The sequence below is a fragment of the Streptomyces sp. NPDC059853 genome, from assembly GCF_042731495.1.
In the GTDB taxonomy this organism is placed as follows: Bacteria; Actinomycetota; Actinomycetes; order Streptomycetales; family Streptomycetaceae; genus Streptomyces.
In genome coordinates this window covers 1-15,866 of the sequence record NZ_JBHWJL010000111.1, presented here as the reverse complement: position 1 = coordinate 15,866, position 15,866 = coordinate 1, and the positions used below count along the sequence as shown (strand labels likewise).

The 15,866-nt window shown below is 69.9% G+C and carries 15 protein-coding genes and 2 pseudogenes; 8 read left to right on the top strand and 9 right to left on the bottom strand.

Features of this window, described 5'->3' with window-relative positions:
• From ACFV5N_RS14435 to ACFV5N_RS14410, 6 genes and pseudogenes are all read right to left on the bottom strand, one after another.
• Positions 1-634, bottom strand: a pseudogene (locus ACFV5N_RS14435) (hypothetical protein); the annotation flags it as partial.
• A gap of 97 nt (positions 635-731) precedes the next feature.
• Positions 732-2,528, bottom strand: coding sequence for a gamma-glutamyltransferase family protein (locus tag ACFV5N_RS14430; RefSeq protein WP_385598754.1), 1,797 nt, complete (start codon positions 2,526-2,528; stop codon positions 732-734).
• A 32-nt stretch (positions 2,529-2,560) separates the two neighbouring features.
• Entirely contained in the window at positions 2,561-3,583 is a 1,023-nt protein-coding gene (locus ACFV5N_RS14425; protein ID WP_385598751.1) for a TIGR03842 family LLM class F420-dependent oxidoreductase, read from the bottom strand.
• Entirely contained in the window at positions 3,584-4,987 is a 1,404-nt protein-coding gene (gene hydA / locus ACFV5N_RS14420) for a dihydropyrimidinase (RefSeq protein WP_385598748.1), read from the bottom strand. It abuts the gene before it with no gap.
• 616 nt (positions 4,988-5,603) lie between these two features.
• Positions 5,604-5,873: a CRISPR-associated endonuclease Cas2 gene (locus ACFV5N_RS14415; protein WP_385598745.1), complete on the bottom strand. Its 270-nt coding sequence runs from the start codon at positions 5,871-5,873 to the stop codon at positions 5,604-5,606.
• 118 nt (positions 5,874-5,991) lie between these two features.
• Complete coding sequence (locus ACFV5N_RS14410; RefSeq protein WP_385598742.1) at positions 5,992-6,315, bottom strand: Dna2/Cas4 domain-containing protein; 324 nt, start codon at positions 6,313-6,315, stop codon at positions 5,992-5,994.
• Here ACFV5N_RS14410 and ACFV5N_RS14405 point away from each other — a divergent pair.
• Positions 6,301-6,711 (top strand): hypothetical protein, encoded by a 411-nt coding sequence (locus ACFV5N_RS14405; RefSeq protein WP_385598739.1) that lies wholly within the window; start codon positions 6,301-6,303, stop codon positions 6,709-6,711. The genes ACFV5N_RS14410 and ACFV5N_RS14405 overlap by 15 nt on opposite strands.
• Positions 6,712-6,783: 72 nt before the next feature.
• On the opposite strand, the gene ACFV5N_RS14400 is transcribed toward ACFV5N_RS14405, so the two are convergent.
• The 3 genes from ACFV5N_RS14400 to ACFV5N_RS14390 form a co-directional block, all read right to left on the bottom strand.
• A complete protein-coding gene (locus tag ACFV5N_RS14400; RefSeq protein ID WP_385598736.1) occupies positions 6,784-7,554 on the bottom strand; it encodes a hypothetical protein in 771 nt (256 codons plus the stop codon).
• Positions 7,551-8,192 carry a hypothetical protein gene (locus ACFV5N_RS14395; protein WP_385598733.1) on the bottom strand — a complete coding sequence of 214 codons (642 nt, stop codon included), beginning with the start codon at positions 8,190-8,192 and terminating at the stop codon, positions 7,551-7,553. The genes ACFV5N_RS14400 and ACFV5N_RS14395 overlap by 4 nt, the downstream gene beginning before the upstream one ends.
• Before the next feature lie 479 nt (positions 8,193-8,671).
• Positions 8,672-8,923, bottom strand: a complete 252-nt coding sequence (locus ACFV5N_RS14390) for a hypothetical protein (protein WP_385598731.1) — start codon at positions 8,921-8,923, stop codon at positions 8,672-8,674.
• Positions 8,924-9,307: 384 nt separating this feature from the next.
• Here ACFV5N_RS14390 and ACFV5N_RS14385 point away from each other — a divergent pair, with 384 nt between their 5' ends.
• The 7 genes and pseudogenes from ACFV5N_RS14385 to ACFV5N_RS14355 all read left to right on the top strand — a co-directional run.
• Positions 9,308-10,015, top strand: coding sequence for an HIT domain-containing protein (locus tag ACFV5N_RS14385; protein WP_385598728.1), 708 nt, complete (start codon positions 9,308-9,310; stop codon positions 10,013-10,015).
• The gene (locus ACFV5N_RS14380; RefSeq protein ID WP_385598725.1) at positions 10,012-10,698 is read left to right on the top strand and encodes a nucleoside 2-deoxyribosyltransferase domain-containing protein; all 687 of its coding nucleotides are present in this window, start codon (positions 10,012-10,014) and stop codon (positions 10,696-10,698) included. Before ACFV5N_RS14385 ends, ACFV5N_RS14380 begins: the two co-directional genes overlap by 4 nt.
• Positions 10,699-11,017: 319 nt before the next feature.
• Complete coding sequence (locus ACFV5N_RS14375) at positions 11,018-11,455, top strand: hypothetical protein (RefSeq protein ID WP_385598722.1); 438 nt, start codon at positions 11,018-11,020, stop codon at positions 11,453-11,455.
• Positions 11,456-11,547: 92 nt separating this feature from the next.
• Positions 11,548-12,927: a VanZ family protein gene (locus ACFV5N_RS14370; RefSeq protein ID WP_385598719.1), complete on the top strand. Its 1,380-nt coding sequence runs from the start codon at positions 11,548-11,550 to the stop codon at positions 12,925-12,927.
• Positions 12,928-13,032: 105 nt separating this feature from the next.
• Positions 13,033-13,311: a hypothetical protein gene (locus ACFV5N_RS14365; RefSeq protein ID WP_385598716.1), complete on the top strand. Its 279-nt coding sequence runs from the start codon at positions 13,033-13,035 to the stop codon at positions 13,309-13,311.
• Positions 13,308-13,553 (top strand): hypothetical protein, encoded by a 246-nt coding sequence (locus ACFV5N_RS14360; protein WP_385598714.1) that lies wholly within the window; start codon positions 13,308-13,310, stop codon positions 13,551-13,553. Before ACFV5N_RS14365 ends, ACFV5N_RS14360 begins: the two co-directional genes overlap by 4 nt.
• A 1,755-nt stretch (positions 13,554-15,308) precedes the next feature.
• Positions 15,309-15,866 (top strand): annotated as a pseudogene (locus tag ACFV5N_RS14355) (hypothetical protein); the annotation flags it as partial.

Here is a 15,866-nt window from a genome sequence, read left to right as displayed (position 1 = left end):
GCCCCCGGGTGACCGGCCCGGCGTGCACCGCGCCTGCCACCGGTGCCGGTGCCGGTGCCGGTGCCGCCACCACCCCTGCCCCCGCGCCCTCCGCCGCCCCCGCGGGCGGCAGTGCCGCCAGCCGCGCCCGCAGCGCCGTGGCCCGCGTCCGGGCCCGTTCCTCGTCGTCGCGGGCCCAGAGCCGCTGCGCCGCCAGCCGTTCCACCTCCCGGACCTGCCCGACCCGGCGGGCCAGCAGCAGCGCGTCCGACAGCCGCGCGCAGCGGCTCGCGGCGGACCGCCGGTCCTCGTCCGCCGTGCCCGCCGCCCGCTCCAGCGCGGCCCGCGCCCCCGGCAGCCCGTCCAGCGCCCGCGCCGCGCTCTCGTAGCGCGCCAGCAGCCGCTCGCCGGCCCGCCCGGCCGCGTCCGTACCGCCGCGCACGGCCAGGTCCTGCAGCAGATCGGCCACCACGTCCCACGGCGGCAGCTCCCGGCCCGCCAGCCAGCCGGCCAGCGCGTCCGGGCTGCGTCTGGAGAACGCCGCGTACCACCCGGCCGCCGGGTCGAGCACCGCGGTGACCGCGCGCAACTCGTCCGTGAACGCGGCCAGCTCGGCCGCCGCTTCCCGCTGCTGGGCCCTGGGCACATCCGCCATGGCCGCTACTGAACCCAACCGTGTTACGGATCGTGTTACCGGCGTGCTACGGGCGGTTTTCCCCTCGTCTTTTCCGGACCACTGGCGCGGCGGCCGGTCACCGGCCCACCGCGTACCCCTGTGCGCCGCGCGGGTTCGCCGCCGCCAGCAGCACCCCGCGCTCCGGGTCGCGCCCGACCGCGCACAGCCGGCCCTCCGTCCACGGCCCGCCGACCGTCACCTCGTGGCCGCGCCGCCGCAGCTCGGCGATCGTCTCCTCGCCGAGCCGCGACTCGACGGTGACGCTGCCCGGGCGCGTACCCCGCGGATAGAAGGAACTCGGGAAGCTGTCCTGGTGCCAGTTGGGCGCGTCGATCGCGCCCTGCAGGTCGAGTCCGCCGCGTACCGGCGGCCGCAGCGCCGCCGCCAGGAAGAAGTGCAGCTGCCACTGGTCCTGCTGGTCCCCGCCCGGTGTGCCGAACGCCAGCACCGGCTCCCCGTCCCGCAGCGCCAGCGAGGGGGACAGCGTGGTGCGCGGCCGGCGGCCCGGAGTCAGCGAGGTGGGCAGGCCCTCCTCCAGCCACGTCATCTGGAGCCGGGTGCCCAGCGGGAACCCCAGTTCGGGGATCACCGGGCTGGACTGGAGCCAGCCACCGCTGGGCGTCGCGCTGATCATGTTGCCCCAGCGGTCCACCACATCGACGTGGCAGGTGTCGCCCCGCGTCTCCCCGCTGCGGTCCACCGTCGGCTCGCCGGAGCCCGCCACCGCCGCCCCGCCGGCCCGTTCCGCGCCCGCGAGCGCCGCCGCCGCGACGCGCGGCGTGCGGCCCCCGGGTGCCCCCGGCCGCAGCTCGAACGAGGCCCGGTCGCCGATCAGTTCCCGCCGCCCGGCGTTGTACTCGGCCGACAGCAGCTCCTTCAGCGGCACCTCCCCGCTGTCCCCGTACCACGCCTCCCGGTCGGCCATCGCGAGCTTGCCGCCCTCGATCAGCGCGTGGACGTACTCGGGCGTGCCGTACGCCGCCGCGTCCAGCCCCGGGTCCAGCAGCGCCAACTGCTGGAGCAGCACCGGGCCCTGGCTCCACGGCCCGGGCTTGCACACCGTCCAGCCCTGCCAGTCGTACCGCACCGGCTCCTCGTACCCGGCGGACCAGCCCGCCAGGTCGTCGCCGGTGAGCACGCCCGCGTGCCGCTCGCCCGAGGAATCCATCGCCGGCCGGGCGGCGTGCGCGGCGATCGCCTCGCCGATGAACCCCTCCCGCCAGATCCGGCGGGCCGCCTCGATCTCCGCCTCCCGGCCCCGGCCGGGCCCCGCCGCCTCCGTCAGCAGCCGCCGCCAGGTCGCGGCCAGCTGCGGGTTGCGCAGCATCCCGCCGGCCGCCGGGGCGGCGCCGCCGGGCAGATAGATCTCGGCCGACGAGGTCCACTCCTCCTCGAACAGCTGCCGCACCGACTCCACCGTGAGCCCGACGCGCTCCACCGCCGGATGGCCGTCGGCCGCGTAGCCGATGGCGTACTTCAGCACCTCGGCCAGGGACTTGGTGCCGTGGTCGCGCAGCAGCGTCAGCCACGCGTCCACCGCGCCCGGGACGACGGCCGCGAGCGGCCCGGTGCCCGGCACCAGGTCGAGGCCGAGCCCGTCCCGGTAGTGGCCGATGGTCGCCCCGGCCGGTGCGGGCCCCTGCCCGCACAGCACCTGTATCCGGCCGCCGGCCGGTGCCAGGATGATCGGGACGTCACCGGCCGGGCCGTTGAGGTGCGGCTCGACCACGTGCAGGACGAAACCGGCCGCCACGGCGGCGTCGAAGGCGTTGCCGCCGTCTTCGAGCACCGCCATCGCGGAGGAGGAGGCCAGCCAGTGGGTGCTGGAGACCATGCCGAAGGTGCCGTGCAGGGTGGGGCGTGTGGTGACCATGCGGCGAAGCGTACGCGGTCGGGCCGCGCGGGTCAGGACAGCGCGGGGATGATCTGCTCCCCGTAGGCGTCCAGCACCTCCTTGCGGGCGTCGTGCATCGCGTACACGGCGAACTGGTCGACGCCGAGCGCCCGCAGCTGCCGCAGCCGGTCGATGTGCGCCGCGGGCGGGCCGATCAGACAGAACCGGTCCACCACCGCGTCCGGCACGAACGCGGTGTCCGGATGCCCGGAACGGCCGTGGTGCGCGTAGTCGTACCCGCGCCGCTCGCCGATGTACGCGGTCAGTTCGCGCGGCACCCGCCCGGAGTCCTCCCCGTACCGGGCCACCAGATCGGCGACATGGTTGCCGACCATCCCGCCGAACCAGCGGCACTGCTCACGGGCGTGGCCCAGCGCCCCGGGCGAGGCGTCGGGCGTCACGTACGCGGGCGCCGCCACGCAGACGGTCACCGCGCCCGGGTCGCGCCCGGCCGCGGCGGCCGCCGACCGCACGGCCTTCACCATCCACTCCGTGAGGAACGGGTCGGCCAGCTGGAGGATGAACCCGTCCGCCGCTTCACCGGCCAGCCGCAGCGCCTTGGGCCCGTACCCGGCCAGCCACACCGGCAGCCGCGCCCCGGGGCCGCCGCGTACCCACGGCAGCCGCAGCGCCGTGCCGTCCACCACCGCCTCGCGGCCCTCGGCCAGGTCGCGGATCGCCGTCATCGCCTCGCCCAGCCGGGCCAGCGTGGTGGGGCGCCGCCCGGCCACCCGCAGCGCGGAGTCGCCGCGCCCGATGCCGCAGACGGTGCGCGGACCGTACATCTCGTTCAGGGTGGCGAAGGTGGAGGCGGTGACCTCCCAGGCGCGGGTGGCGGGGTTGGTGACCATCGGGCCGACGATCAGCCGCTCCGTCTCGGCCAGGATCCGGCTGTGGATGACGAAGGGTTCCTGCCACAGCACCGCCGAGTCGAAGGTCCAGCCGTGCCGGAAGCCGTGCTGTTCGGCGCGCCGCATCAGGGCGACGGTCTCGGCGGCGGGCGGGTCGGTCTGCAGGACGAGTCCGAAGTCCATTCATCTCTCCGTGTACTGGCTCAGGCCGCGCCGCAGGTACCGCCCGTGCCCGGCCCGGCCGGTGAAGCGGCGCCCGTCCAGGACGACGGAGCCCCGGGAGAGGACGGTGTCCACCCGGCCGGTGATCCGCAGGCCCTCGTACGCCGAATAGTCGACATGCATGTGGTGCGTGGTGGCGGAGATCGTGTGGCGGGCGGCCGGGTCGTAGACCACCAGATCGGCGTCCGAGCCGGGCGCGATGGTGCCCTTCCGGCCGTAGAGGCCGAACATCCGGGCCGGGGCGGCGCAGGCGAGGTCGATCCAGCGGCGCCGGGAGATCCGGCCGTCGAGGACGGCCTGGTGCAGCAGGTCGATGCGGTGCTCCACGCCGGGCAGTCCGTTGGGGATCCTGGAGAAGTCGCCACGGCCCAGCTCCTTCTGGCCGCTGAAGCAGAACGGGCAGTGGTCGGTGGACACCACCTGGAGGTCGTCGGTGCGCAGCGCGCGCCACAGCGCCGCCTGGTGCTCGCGCGGGCGCAGCGGGGTGCTGCACACGTACTTGGCGCCCTCGAATCCGGGTGCGGCGAGCTGTTCGTCGGAGAGGAACAGGTACTGCGGGCAGGTCTCGCCGAAGACCGGGAGGCCGAGGTCGCGGGCGCGGGCGAGTTCGGCGACGGCCTCCTGGGCGGAGACGTGCACGACGTACAGCGGGGCGCCGGCAACGCGGGCGAGCGCGATGGCCCGGTGGGTGGCCTCCGCCTCCAGCAGCGCGGCGCGCACCTCGCCGTGGTACCGCGGATCGGTGCGGCCGGCGGCGAGGGCCTGGGCGACGAGGACGTCGATGGCGATGCCGTTCTCGGCGTGCGTCATCACCAGGGCGCCGTTGCCGGCGGCGCGCTGGAGGACGCGCAGGATCTGGCCGTCGTCGCTGTAGAAGACGCCGGGATAGGCCATGAACAGCTTGAACGAGGTGACGCCCTCGGCCACCAGGCCGTCCATCTCCTTGAGGGCCGCCTCGGTGACGTCGGAGCAGATCAGGTGGAAGCCGTAGTCGACGGCGCACTGCCCCTCGGCCTTGGCGAACCACGCGTCGAGCCCTTCGCGCAGCGCCTGCCCCGGCCGCTGGACGGCGAAGTCGACGACGGTGGTGGTGCCGCCCCAGGCGGCGGCGACGGTGCCGGTGGCGAAGGTGTCGGAGGCGGCGGTGCCGCCGAAGGGCAGCTCCATGTGGGTGTGCACGTCGACGCCGCCGGGGATGACGTACTTCCCGCCGGCGTCGATGACGCGCTCGGCGCTCCAGCCCTCGGCGGCGGCGCTGCCCCGGGCGGCCAGGGCGGCGACCTTCTCGTCCTCGACGAGGACATCGGCCTCGATCTCGTCGGCGGCGGTGACCACCAGCCCGCCCCGGACCACGATCCGGCCCACGCGCCTCGCCCCTCTCACCTGCTGACACCGACAGTGGAGGGGACGACCGTAGACCGTGGTAACTCCTTGTGGCAACGACGCCACGGTGAATGACGGCGCGGGCGTGTTGTGACCGGCCCCCGGCCCGCAGACCAGCGCTCGGCGACGGGGCCGGTACACCGCCCGGGCCGGTCAACCGGAGCAGGTCGGCCGCTGTGCGCAGCCGGAGGAGAACATGGGCAGCGCGCATCCGACAGGAGGCCGGCGCCCTTCCGTGTCGAACACGAAGCCGGGACCATCCCCACCGTGGCCGCGACCAGTCCCTGCCGCACCTGATGGTCACCGCCCCGATCGACCGACGGTCCGTCGTCGCTTCGGGTGGAGCAATAAGGACCGGGTGTCCATGGTGGCGCGGGTGCTGATGGCCCAATGCTGTGCCCCCAGTGGGGGTGATGAGGACGGGCGTGGCTGATCCGTTGGTTCCGGCCGCGTCGGGGTTGCGGCCCCGGTGGGGCTGATGAGGACCCCGTTGTGAAGGTGCTGGTCGCGTTGGGGCTTGGCCATCTTGAGGTGGCCGTCTTTGCAGCGAGTCTCGGGTTGTGCCGGCGGGCCCGGAGTGTCGCTGACATCCGGGCAGTCACAGGATGGTGGTGGGGGTGGGTTTCGTGGCGCCCCATTCGTGGCGGTGGGGAGTGGTGCCGGGTGGGGAGGTAGAGACGAGGACCTGGTCGTAGGTGAGGTCGGGGAGGTCCTCCACGGTCATCTGGAAGCGGCGTGGTTGGGCTTCAGTCAGCTGGCCTTCGAAGACGCTGCGCTGGACGTGGGGGAGGTATTTGCGGCAGGTCCGCAGGATGGGGGCGTTGCGTTTGGCGGCGGTGTCGTAGACGACGATGACGTGTACCCGCACTCACCACCAGATCCGGAAGGGCTCGTAGGGGGTGCCCTCCAGGCAGTAGTCGGTGAAGCTGCATCCCCGGCAGCGGCTTCGTGCGAGACGGTTGGGCGATGAGGAGCCGCCGCCGCGTTCAGCACGGCCTGGATGTCGGCTTCCGCCTCGGAGGCGCTTCTTCCGCGTAGGGCAACCGTTCGGTGCGGCGCGTGGCCGGGTAGTGCAGGATCGCGCCCTGCGCCTCGACGCCGAGCCGGTGCAGCTGATGGCAGTAGTGCATGGCCTGAGCGCGGTCTCCGGGAGCGGGGCGGGACGAGGACTTGACCTCGTGTACCCGTTGCTGGCCGTCGACGAAGTCCAGCTTGGCAGCGCCCCGGTCCACCGGGCTGTGCCGGGTGTAGGCGCTGTCGTGGACGGCCTCGCCGAGCTGGACGGTGGCGCTGAGGTGTCCGGGGCGCACACCTCGCGTGTACAGCCACAACTGTCCCGCCTGGCCGAACGCATCACGCAGCTCGTCCTGAACAGTGGCTCGCTCAACATCACTCCGCCGGAACTCCACTCCCGGTTCGGCCCCCTGCTGCGAGCGGACGGCAGGAGCGTGTACCGCCGTCGTGAGTCCGGGCTGTACACCTCGCCGGAGGTGTTGAACAACGAGGAGCGGGTCGTGGCCGCAGCTCGCCGGACGGTCGCTCCGGCCTGTTCCCGAGAACGGTTCCTGGGTGTGGCCGAGCGATGGAACGGGCCCCGGCTGGACGCCGGCCAAGAGCGCTTGGCCGAAGTGTTCGCCTGCTCGGACAAGCTGATCGTCGCCGGTATCGGACTGGCCGGTTCGGAAAATACCACATGTAGCCTTTGACACCATTGCTGATGCGCGGCAGTACGTGCAGGATGGGGGTCTACGGGGTTCTAGGAGGCTCCGGGGAACGACCTATTGCGGTTCGAGCAACTTTCGCTGCTCGACGTCCCGTTCGCCGAGGTGCGTCAGGACGTAGTGGTCACCGTTGAGATGAATCAGATTTTTGGTGTCGAGCGCGTTCAGCGTGCGCTTTAGGTTGGCCCGCATCGCCGCCCTCGCCCAGGAGTGAAGCTCGGTGAACGTGGCACCCTCGACACCGCGCCAGTAGAGCAGCGCGAGTACGTGGTCCGATGCCTTCAACTCCTTCAGTACGCGCGGGAAGCCGTTGAAGACTTGAATTAGGGGGACATCCTTCGACACCAGGGCGACGATTATCCCGTGCGCCTCGGTCGCAGACACGTTGTGGTAGAGGCGCACAAGTTCGGCAAGCACCCACTCCATGTTCCGGACGACCATCGTGGCGTCCTGCTGGTTCGGGTCGATACCGTCGCCAAGGTGCGCCACGTCCCGCTTGTTCCGAACGTCGTAGATCAGACGGAGCGTGCGCGGGATGTGGAAACGGACGCTCTCAGGCGCAGCCGTAGCCTGTTCGAATTTGCCCATCAGGGTTGGAACCTTGGGCAGGTTGCCGCCGAGCGGCGTGTACTGCTGTGTCGTTGCCCACTCGAGGATCCGGAACACGGCCTCCGAGAAGCGCGCGCCCTCGATCTCGGAGGGGCGCAGGTCGTCGCGGTAGAACCGCCGCTTGGCTTCGGCGAACGCCTCCAGCAGTTCCTTCACCAGTTCCGCGGGGATACCTGCGGCGATGAAGCCTTGCTGGACGCGATCGTCGAGCGCGGTCACGACTCGTCCAGGAGACTGTCTACGAATGCTGGGAACCCGTTTATGGCACCGGACTTCGCCCGGATGTGGCGGCTAGTGCCGCTACCCGTGATGAGGTAGCCGTTCAGCGCCTTGATCTGCGACGAGAAGTTCGCCGAGTCGTAGCACTTGAGCCGCTGGGCCTCCGCCCGCACGACTTCCAGCGAGGTCTCGTTCTCGTCCAAGCCGAAGCCTCGCACGATGGTGAGGATCTGTGCGATCGCCCGCGTCTTGTCGGCGTTGTTCTTGCCTAGCTTGATGCCGGGGAGACTGACCTTCAGGACCCCGTTGTCGAGGTGGACTAGTTCTTCCAGCTTCTCGCGGGAGACACCCGTGTGCTGCTCGACCTTGTCGAGGATCGTGCTTTCAGCCTCGGTAATTTTGGACCCGGCGCCGTTGGAGTCCCCGCCGTTCGCGCTGCTCCCCGGGGACCCCCCGGTGGCGCCAGGCTTCCCCGTCTGGCCTGACGTGCGCGGTGCGTTAGTAGGGGCAGTTGCCACGACCTGAGTAGGGGCGAGCAGTCGCACCGCTTCGCGGAACGCAACTTCCTGGATCTTCTCTGGTAGACCGGCATCCTCGACCGCGGTCCACGCCTTCCTGAGCGTCTCACTGATTTCCAAGCAGGGCTCCTAGCGCTTGTGAATCCTCAGAGTACCTGTTGCGACGGACACCTACAAGAAGTTCCATCCTGAGTGCGATCCATGCATGCCATCAAACAGCGTCGCTCCTTGCGAGATGGATAGATAAACATGCTGGTCAGAGGCATATTCGCCACACATAAACGGTCGGCTGATGGCATGATCCATGAAGGAAGCGAGTGAGCGAGCATCCATGACAGCTTTCGATCTCGGATCTCGCGTGAACTTTCGAGTGCAGGATCAGGCGATAGCACCGTACTCATGCAGTGAGGTATGAGTTGCCCATGACAGCTACGCCCTTTTCTGTCCGGGAGCGCGCACCGTACCTTTCGTCTTCAGCGGCTGGCCGCCCAACGCGAACCGATCAGCCATTGGGTGGAGGGCCGCTAGTCAGCGCAGACCGTCATCACCACGTGCTGGGGTTTGGCGCTATGGCGGAGGATCGAGGCCCCGGGCCGCGGTCAGGTGCGGGGATGTTGCCGTTCGAGTCGGGTAGCGGTCTTGTCGGCTCGTCCAGCGTTGTAGCCGAGGGTGTGCACGGTGATGACGCGTGTGCCGTCGTGGGAGACGCCGATGAATGCCCCGTGGTCGAGGTTGTGGCCGTTGTGCCACCAGAGTGTGGGGTCGTCCATCCATCCGAACGGCTTCACGCCAGGTGACTGAGCGGCGATAGCGGTGGCGTATTGTTCGAGCGCGTTGAAGCTGCCGTGCACGCCTCCTGCGCCGATGAACGGGCCGGTGTCTGTCCACTGACGGAGGACGCGTCCGGTCCAGGAGCGGAGCACTGGCGCACTCCGGCGCCGGGTCGCCGCCGCGTTGCCCGTTGCCGGCGAACACAGCGACCAGCACGCGCTCCCGGTCGGAGCCCGAACCTACCTGCGCGACGGCATCGCCAAGGCCACCTGACCCCACCCCCTACCGAGGGCACCAAGCAGCACGCCGACGTCACCGAGCGCCGCCCCCCCTTCCGGCCGGGCGGCACTCCGGCATTCCCGCCCGCATCTCTTTGATCCTGGAGGCCCCTGTGCCCGATGTGTTCATCGACTCCTTCGGCGCCCGCTGGCAGGACCCCCCCACCGCCCCGCTACCGCGCCGCCGTGCTCGCCATCAACCTCACCGACGCGCTGCTGAACCCGCCCGACGCCCCGGCCCTCGCCGACATCGTCGCCCGCCAGACCGGACGCGACGCCAGCGTACGCGACTACGTCCTGAACACCCGTGGCGCGGCCCGCATCATCACCGACGCCTCCCATGAACTCACCGCCCCGCGCGCCGCCGCGAACGGCCGACCCGTCCAGCTCCTGGTGAACTGCTGGTACGGACGCCACCGGGCACCCGCCATCGCCGACGCCATCGGCCAACGCATGCGCGAGGCCGGCGCCCACGTCCAGGTGACCCACCACCACATCGACCGGCCGCCGGTCCCCCGCAAACACCCGCGCCCCGACTGCCCCTTCTACGCGATCATCCACGACGGCGCCCCCGCCACCATCGTCCGAGAATGGGCCGACGCCCTGGCGATCGTGCCCCGCGGCGGAGGCTGCACAGACGGCCACCTCCTGGTCCTGCCCCGCGCCCATGTCGCCGACTTCACCGTCGACCCCGTCGTGTCCGCCACCGTGCAACTGCGCGCCGCTGAACTCGCCGCAGAGATCGGGGGGCACGGGCAGTGGAACTACCTCACCTCCTGCGGTCCGGACGCGACCCAGACCGTCTACCACCTGCACCTGCACGTGGTCCCCCGCACCGCCGGAGACGGCCTGTCCCTGCCCTGGACCACCACCCAGACCGGAGCCGCAGCATGAGCCTCACCGTCGTCATGGCCTGCGAACTCCTCCCCACCGACCACACCGGCCCGTCCGTGTTCTTGGCCGGCCCCACCCCGCGGCTCGACACCGTCCCCTCCTGGCGGCCTGACGCCATCGCCGAACTCGACCGGCAATGGACCGGCCCGGACCTCCCCGAGCTCACCGTCTACTCCCCAGAGTCGCGCGCCGCCCACTACGACGACCAGGTCGACTGGGAGACCGACGCCCGGGAGCGCGCGTCGGCGATCCTGTTCTGGATCCCGCGGGACCTCGTGCACCTGCCTGGCATGACCACCAACGTGGAGTTCGGATTGGACGTCACGACCGGGCGGGCCGTCCTCGGCTACCCGCCCGACTGCCCCAACCCGGACCGCAACCGCTACCTGATCTGGGTCGCCCACCGTCACGGCGCCCCGGGCCGCGACACCCTCCCGGACACCGTCACCGCCGCACTCACCCTCGCACGCAACGCCTTCACCACGCGCTGGAGCCCGGGGCTGCTCAAATCAGCCCCGGGCTCAGCCATCATCATCCCACCCCACACCCCACGGCCCCTCTACCGGGCGACTCGCGCCGGTAGAGGGGCCTTTTCGCGTTCCGGGCCGCTCCGCCTCTCCAGCACCGTACGGTGGCCGCACACCCCGCCCGGAGGAGCGGCTACTGAGACGGTGAGTCAGTGACCTGCGTTGATGCACGGGTGGCACGCAAATTTCAGTCAAAGGTTGACCTGATCATTTCACTCGCGGTGGTGTTCGGATCGCATGACAGGTGTCTCATCGGCGCTCGCCAGCCCCGAGATCCCTGTAGACAAAGGCCTGTCCAAACTGTCAAGCAGGCATGAGGGCCTGTACGTCAGGCCTGCGGGGCGGCATTGACGATCACTCACGGGGACTGCACGATTACGTCGCTCAAGTGATCATCTGACTGGCAGGTTCACGGTTCCTGCACATCGGGCGCCCGATTTGCCATGCCCGTCTTCATGCCGGAGGGAAACACATCATGACGAAACGCCTTCGAGTCCTGAGTGCGATCATCGCCGCCGTCGCCGCCCCCGTCTTCGCTGCCCCCGCTGCCATGGCCGACTCCACCGAAGTCACCCCCATGCACCACTGGGGGAGCTGCAGCCACGACGGATTCACAAATGACGTGGGTGCCCGCTGTACAAAGCTGAGCAATGGCACCGTCTACGTGCGCAAGACCAGCTACCCCACGGTCACCGCCCAGTACTACAAGAGCGGCGGCAGCAACATCTACGCCAGAGTCGGCTTCGAGCAGGGCGGAAAGAACACCTGGGACGGCTACCAGACGATGTCGACCGGCGGACACTACACCGCGTCATGGGGACCGAAGGAGGGCGTCGGCTGCACTCCCGTGATCGGCAAGCTCCACGTGCAGAACGGCACGACCTATCCGACCCCGTCGATGAGCATGTGCTAAGCAGACGACACATCCCCTGATGCTCCAGCCGTTGGGCCCAGCGCACTTCAGTGCTGGGCCCAACTGTTCCCCCAGAAAGAACTGACACTCCCGTGCTTGACGCTGTGTTCAGCGGCCACTTCAGCTTCGTGGTCGTGGCCTGCATTCTCGCCGCCACCGCTGGCTATTTGACCTACAAGGCAACCCGCACGAGATGGCACCGTCCGGCCATCCATGGCCTGTGGGCATCATCGGCGGTAAGCGTCGTCATACTGACGATGTGGAGCCCCGGAGCTGGCATATCCTCCGCCAGCGAGTGCGTGATCAACAAGGACTGGGCTGAGTCGTTCACTCAGACCCAAGGGCTCATGAACATGGGCATGTTCATACCCTTCGGCCTGCTGGGAGTCCTCGCCACACGGCGCCCCGCCCTGATTCTCCCCGCCGGGGTCCTGCTGTCCGCCACCATCGAGGTCACCCAAGCAACTGTGCCCTTCCTCCGCCGGACATGCGACACCACCGACCTCCTGTCCAACTCCGCCGGCACTGTGATCGGTGTCGCCCTCGGTGTGCTACTGACCCTGTCCGACCGTCAGACACCCACTCCCAAGGAACTCCCGGCACGGCACCTGGCCGTGGGGATTGTCGCCGTCACGACAGCACTCGCCGCGGTGTGGATGCTGTTCGTGACACCAGTGGTGATCGAGTGGAGCAACAGCTCGACATCCGCCTCCGACGAACAGCGCCGCGCCATCGAGGAGTCGGTCCAGCAGGCTTTCGACGGCCACTACACGGTGCGGTCAGCCGAGTTCGTCCGCGGCGAAGACGGCTCCGGAACGGTCACTGCCATCCTGGACTCCGGCGTTGAAACAGCATCCGGCTCGGCGGAACTCAGTTGGCCAGATCAAGAGACCTTCGATGTCCACGTGCTGCCCAGCGTCTTCGAAGCCGGCCACTCCTACCCCATAACGGAGACCGCTGGGCCCGTCTCCACACAGGAAGAAGCCCAGGCCATCGTCAAGGCCTACGCTGAGCGCTTCATGCCCTGGGGAGTGCAGGACTCCGAGCTCATCATCCAGCCCGTGGACGACGGAAACCTCGGCTGGCTGGCCAGCTGGCGACGCTGGGACGGCGACATCCTCCTTCCGATGCGCCTGGACGTCACGATCGAAGCCGACGGCAACCTGACCGACCTGCTGACACGACAGGTCGATGACCCCGATCTGCCAGAGGTCACAGTCACCGAAGACGCAGCCTGGCAGCTTCTCGAAGCCCACTTCTCTCTCGAGTCCACGGAAACACAGCGCTTTGAGCCCGTGCACCTGGCGGCACGGTACGAGGGGGAATGGCGTGTGCACTGGCTCATGAACCTCGAGACCGGTACCAAGACGTTCTACGGAACTGTGGATGCAACCACGGGGGAGATCCACTCGGACGGAAGTTACGAGACTCCCGCCGACGACGACTCCGAGTCAGCCTATTCACAACCCTGACGAGCCTTCCCACACCCCAGGGCCCCTCTACCCGGCGCTCGCCCGGTAGAGGGGCCTTTCTGCGTTCCGGCCCGCCCCGGGCGCCCCGCCCCCTACGGTGGCCGCATGGACCCCACCTTCAAGACCATCGTCGACGGCGAGCTGGTCGAGCTGCCCGCGACGATCGCCACCATCCGAGCCGAACTCCCCGCCGACAAGGCTGCGCAGTTCGACGCCGAGGTGGAGCACGCCGGCGCCGACCGGCTGCCCCTGGTCCTCGCACAGTGGGCGCTCCGCAGCACCGGCGCGGACCAGGAGGACGACGAACTGTTCAGGCGGCTGGAGGCCAGCGAGGACATCGGCGCCGTCGAGGCCGACGACGATGCTGCGCGGGGAGCCGCGTGAGCCACTACCGCATCGTCCACGCCCCGCCCGCCGACGACGCCCGCAAGAAGATGCCGACCGGCCTGAAGTCCCGGTTCGACGCGGCGATGCGGCCTCTCGCTGCCGACCCCTACGGCAACGGATCCGAGCCCGTCGACGGCGAGCGCGACCGCCGCCAGGCCGTCGCCGCAGGAGCCCTCGTCCGCTACTACGTCGCCGGCGCCGTCCTCACCGTCACCGTCGTCCGCATCGTCTACGTGTAGATGCCCGGGGGGTTTGTTGTCCGCGGACAGCTTGCCCAGTTGCTGTCGTGCATCGGGGGTCATGCGGCGGACCAGGATCTGGTGCAGGGCGTCGGGGTCGTGCCATGGCAGGCCAGCTGCGTCGATCTCGGTGTCGTCGACCGGCGTGGTGCCGGGGGAGGTATTAACGGCGTTAACGGTCGAGGACTCCGTGCCACCCGGCGCCTCGGGGGGCATTAACGGCGTTAACGGTGGGCGAGGCCGGCCCATCGGAGAGCTTCCGCCGTGGCTGTCGCTGGCGGGGGGTATTAACGGCGTTAACGGTCTCCGCGGCGGCAGCGGCCTGCTGCTCCCTTCGGGAGCCGGCCGATTCGACGGGCAGGCTCGACCTTCAGCTCGCCCGTCTCGACCTTGTCCTGCAGCTCGGGGGTCAGCTCCAGGAGCGCGAGCCGCTAAGACACCCAAGCCGGTGTCGTGCTCCCCGCGCAGGCGGGGGGACCGGGATACTGACGATGCGGCAGGGGCACCGTGCTCCCTGTACAGGCGGGTGAACCGCGATGTGGGAAGAGACCGAGGAAGCGGTCGCCGTGCTCTCTGCGCAAGTAGGGAAGTGTTGTGCGAGGAGTTCGTGTATGGCTGATGCCTGAGTGGCATTTCCGAGTGCCGCATCGGAACTGTTCTGGCCTTTCACCACAGGGTGAGAGGGCGGTCTTCAGCCTGTACCGCCCTGATGAGCAGGTCGACAGCGCGTGCGGGTTCGCCAGCCGCGCAGGCGGCGCGGATTGCCCTGGAGATGGCTCGGGATCTTGCCGCCGGGCCTCCGGTGTCGGCGAGAGGGCTGTGGGGGTTGTGGCGGCGGTTGGACCATTCGGTTCGGATTTGGGCTTTCGTGCCGGGGCGGAGGTGGGTGGGGTTGGCGCAGCCGGCTTCGTTGCATTGGTGGCAGAGGACGAGGTCGGTGGTGGGTGGGCCGTGATTGAGGTGGTAGGCGAAGAGGTGGGCGGGGACGGTTCCTCTGCGGGTGGGGCCGGGGAGGGTGGCAGCGCGGAAGCTGCCGTGGCCGGTGGAGGAGATCGCGCCTAGCCAGTGCCAGCAGGTGGTGGGGGAGGGGGCGTAGTACTTCGAGTGGAAGCGGGTTGCTACCGCGGGGCTCGTCAGCCAGGTGAGCCAGAGCGTGGTGGGGAGGGGCATTCCGGTGCCTGTGGGGTGGGTGTGGGGTGGGAGGCGCCAGGATGCGGATTATCGCTGGTCAGGGGCGTTTCGGCGGCAGACTGTAAATCTGCTCATGCCGATGTCAGTGATTCCTGGCTGCGACATCACGCGACGTCGGTAAGCCCGCCGGATCGGTGGACCGTTCTTCTGCACCGTGCTTCGGGGTGATGGGGAAGTCGTGGGGTGCCCGGTGGTTCGGAGGTGTCGCGGGATCTGGACCGCCGGACTGCGGCTTCCAATGGGGTCGGACGGCCACGTGGCCCGGGACTGAGTGGGGTGCGGCTCGCGGGTACTGTCTTCCTGTCGGGCATCGACCGAGGTCTCGCGCCGGATTCCTCATGCGGTCGGAGTCCGCCGATGCCCTGGTGGGCCGAGGCGCGGGTCGTACGGTCCTCGGGCGCGGAGCCAGGAGCTTCATGTTCGAGGACGACCGTCGCACCGTCGCCGTGCAGTTCGCGGCGGAGAAGGGCAGAGTGCTCGGTTGCCGTGTCCAAGCCAGGGGTGGATGGGGGCGCGGCAGTCCGTTGCCGGGTGCCGTGAAAGGTGCCGAGGGAGCGGAGAAGGATGACGACCACATCCATGGGTGACAGGCCAGGCATGGTGGGCGGGATGCCCTCGTCCCCTGATCCCGGTCGTCGGGTTCTGCCGGTGGACGTCGCCGGGCCCGGTCGGGGGTGGGTGGCGCGGCTCGCGGTGAGAGGGCTCGTGTCGCGTTGGGGGCGCCTGGCCCTGCTGGTGGCGCTGATCGCTGGGGCGGGCTGGGCGGTGACGGCCGTCGGACCGGTCTCGCTTCTCCGGGGGGAAGTGGACGGTTCCGCGGCGGGTGCGTGGGCGGGGCCGGCCTTTGTCGTGTTCTACGCGGTCGGCACGATGGCCTTCCTGCCCAAGCCCGCCCTCAGTGTTGCCGCGGGGGCGGTGTTCGGGCTGGCGTACGGTCTGCTGCTCACCGTGTCCGGGACCGTGCTGGGGGCGCTGCTCGGGTTCTGCGCGGGCCGGCTCCTGGGCCGTGGGGGCCGGGGGGGCCGGGGGGGGGTGTGGGGTGTGGGGGGGGGGGGACCCCCCGGGTGGGGGACGTGGGGAAACACCTTTGTTATTGTTAGTGAGGATGCCGGGCAGGCCGTA

What these genes read in the sequence shown, in the direction of transcription:
- ACFV5N_RS14430 (WP_385598754.1), bottom strand. Translation starts at nt 2,528, where the DNA reads ATGGTCACCACACGCCCCACCCTGCACGGCACCTTCGGCATGGTCTCC.
- ACFV5N_RS14425 (WP_385598751.1), bottom strand. Translation starts at nt 3,583, where the DNA reads ATGGACTTCGGACTCGTCCTGCAGACCGACCCGCCCGCCGCCGAGACC.
- ACFV5N_RS14380 (WP_385598725.1), top strand. Translation starts at nt 10,012, where the DNA reads ATGAGCCTCACCGTCGTCATGGCCTGCGAACTCCTCCCCACCGACCAC.
- ACFV5N_RS14375 (WP_385598722.1), top strand. Translation starts at nt 11,018, where the DNA reads ATGACGAAACGCCTTCGAGTCCTGAGTGCGATCATCGCCGCCGTCGCC.
- ACFV5N_RS14365 (WP_385598716.1), top strand. Translation starts at nt 13,033, where the DNA reads ATGGACCCCACCTTCAAGACCATCGTCGACGGCGAGCTGGTCGAGCTG.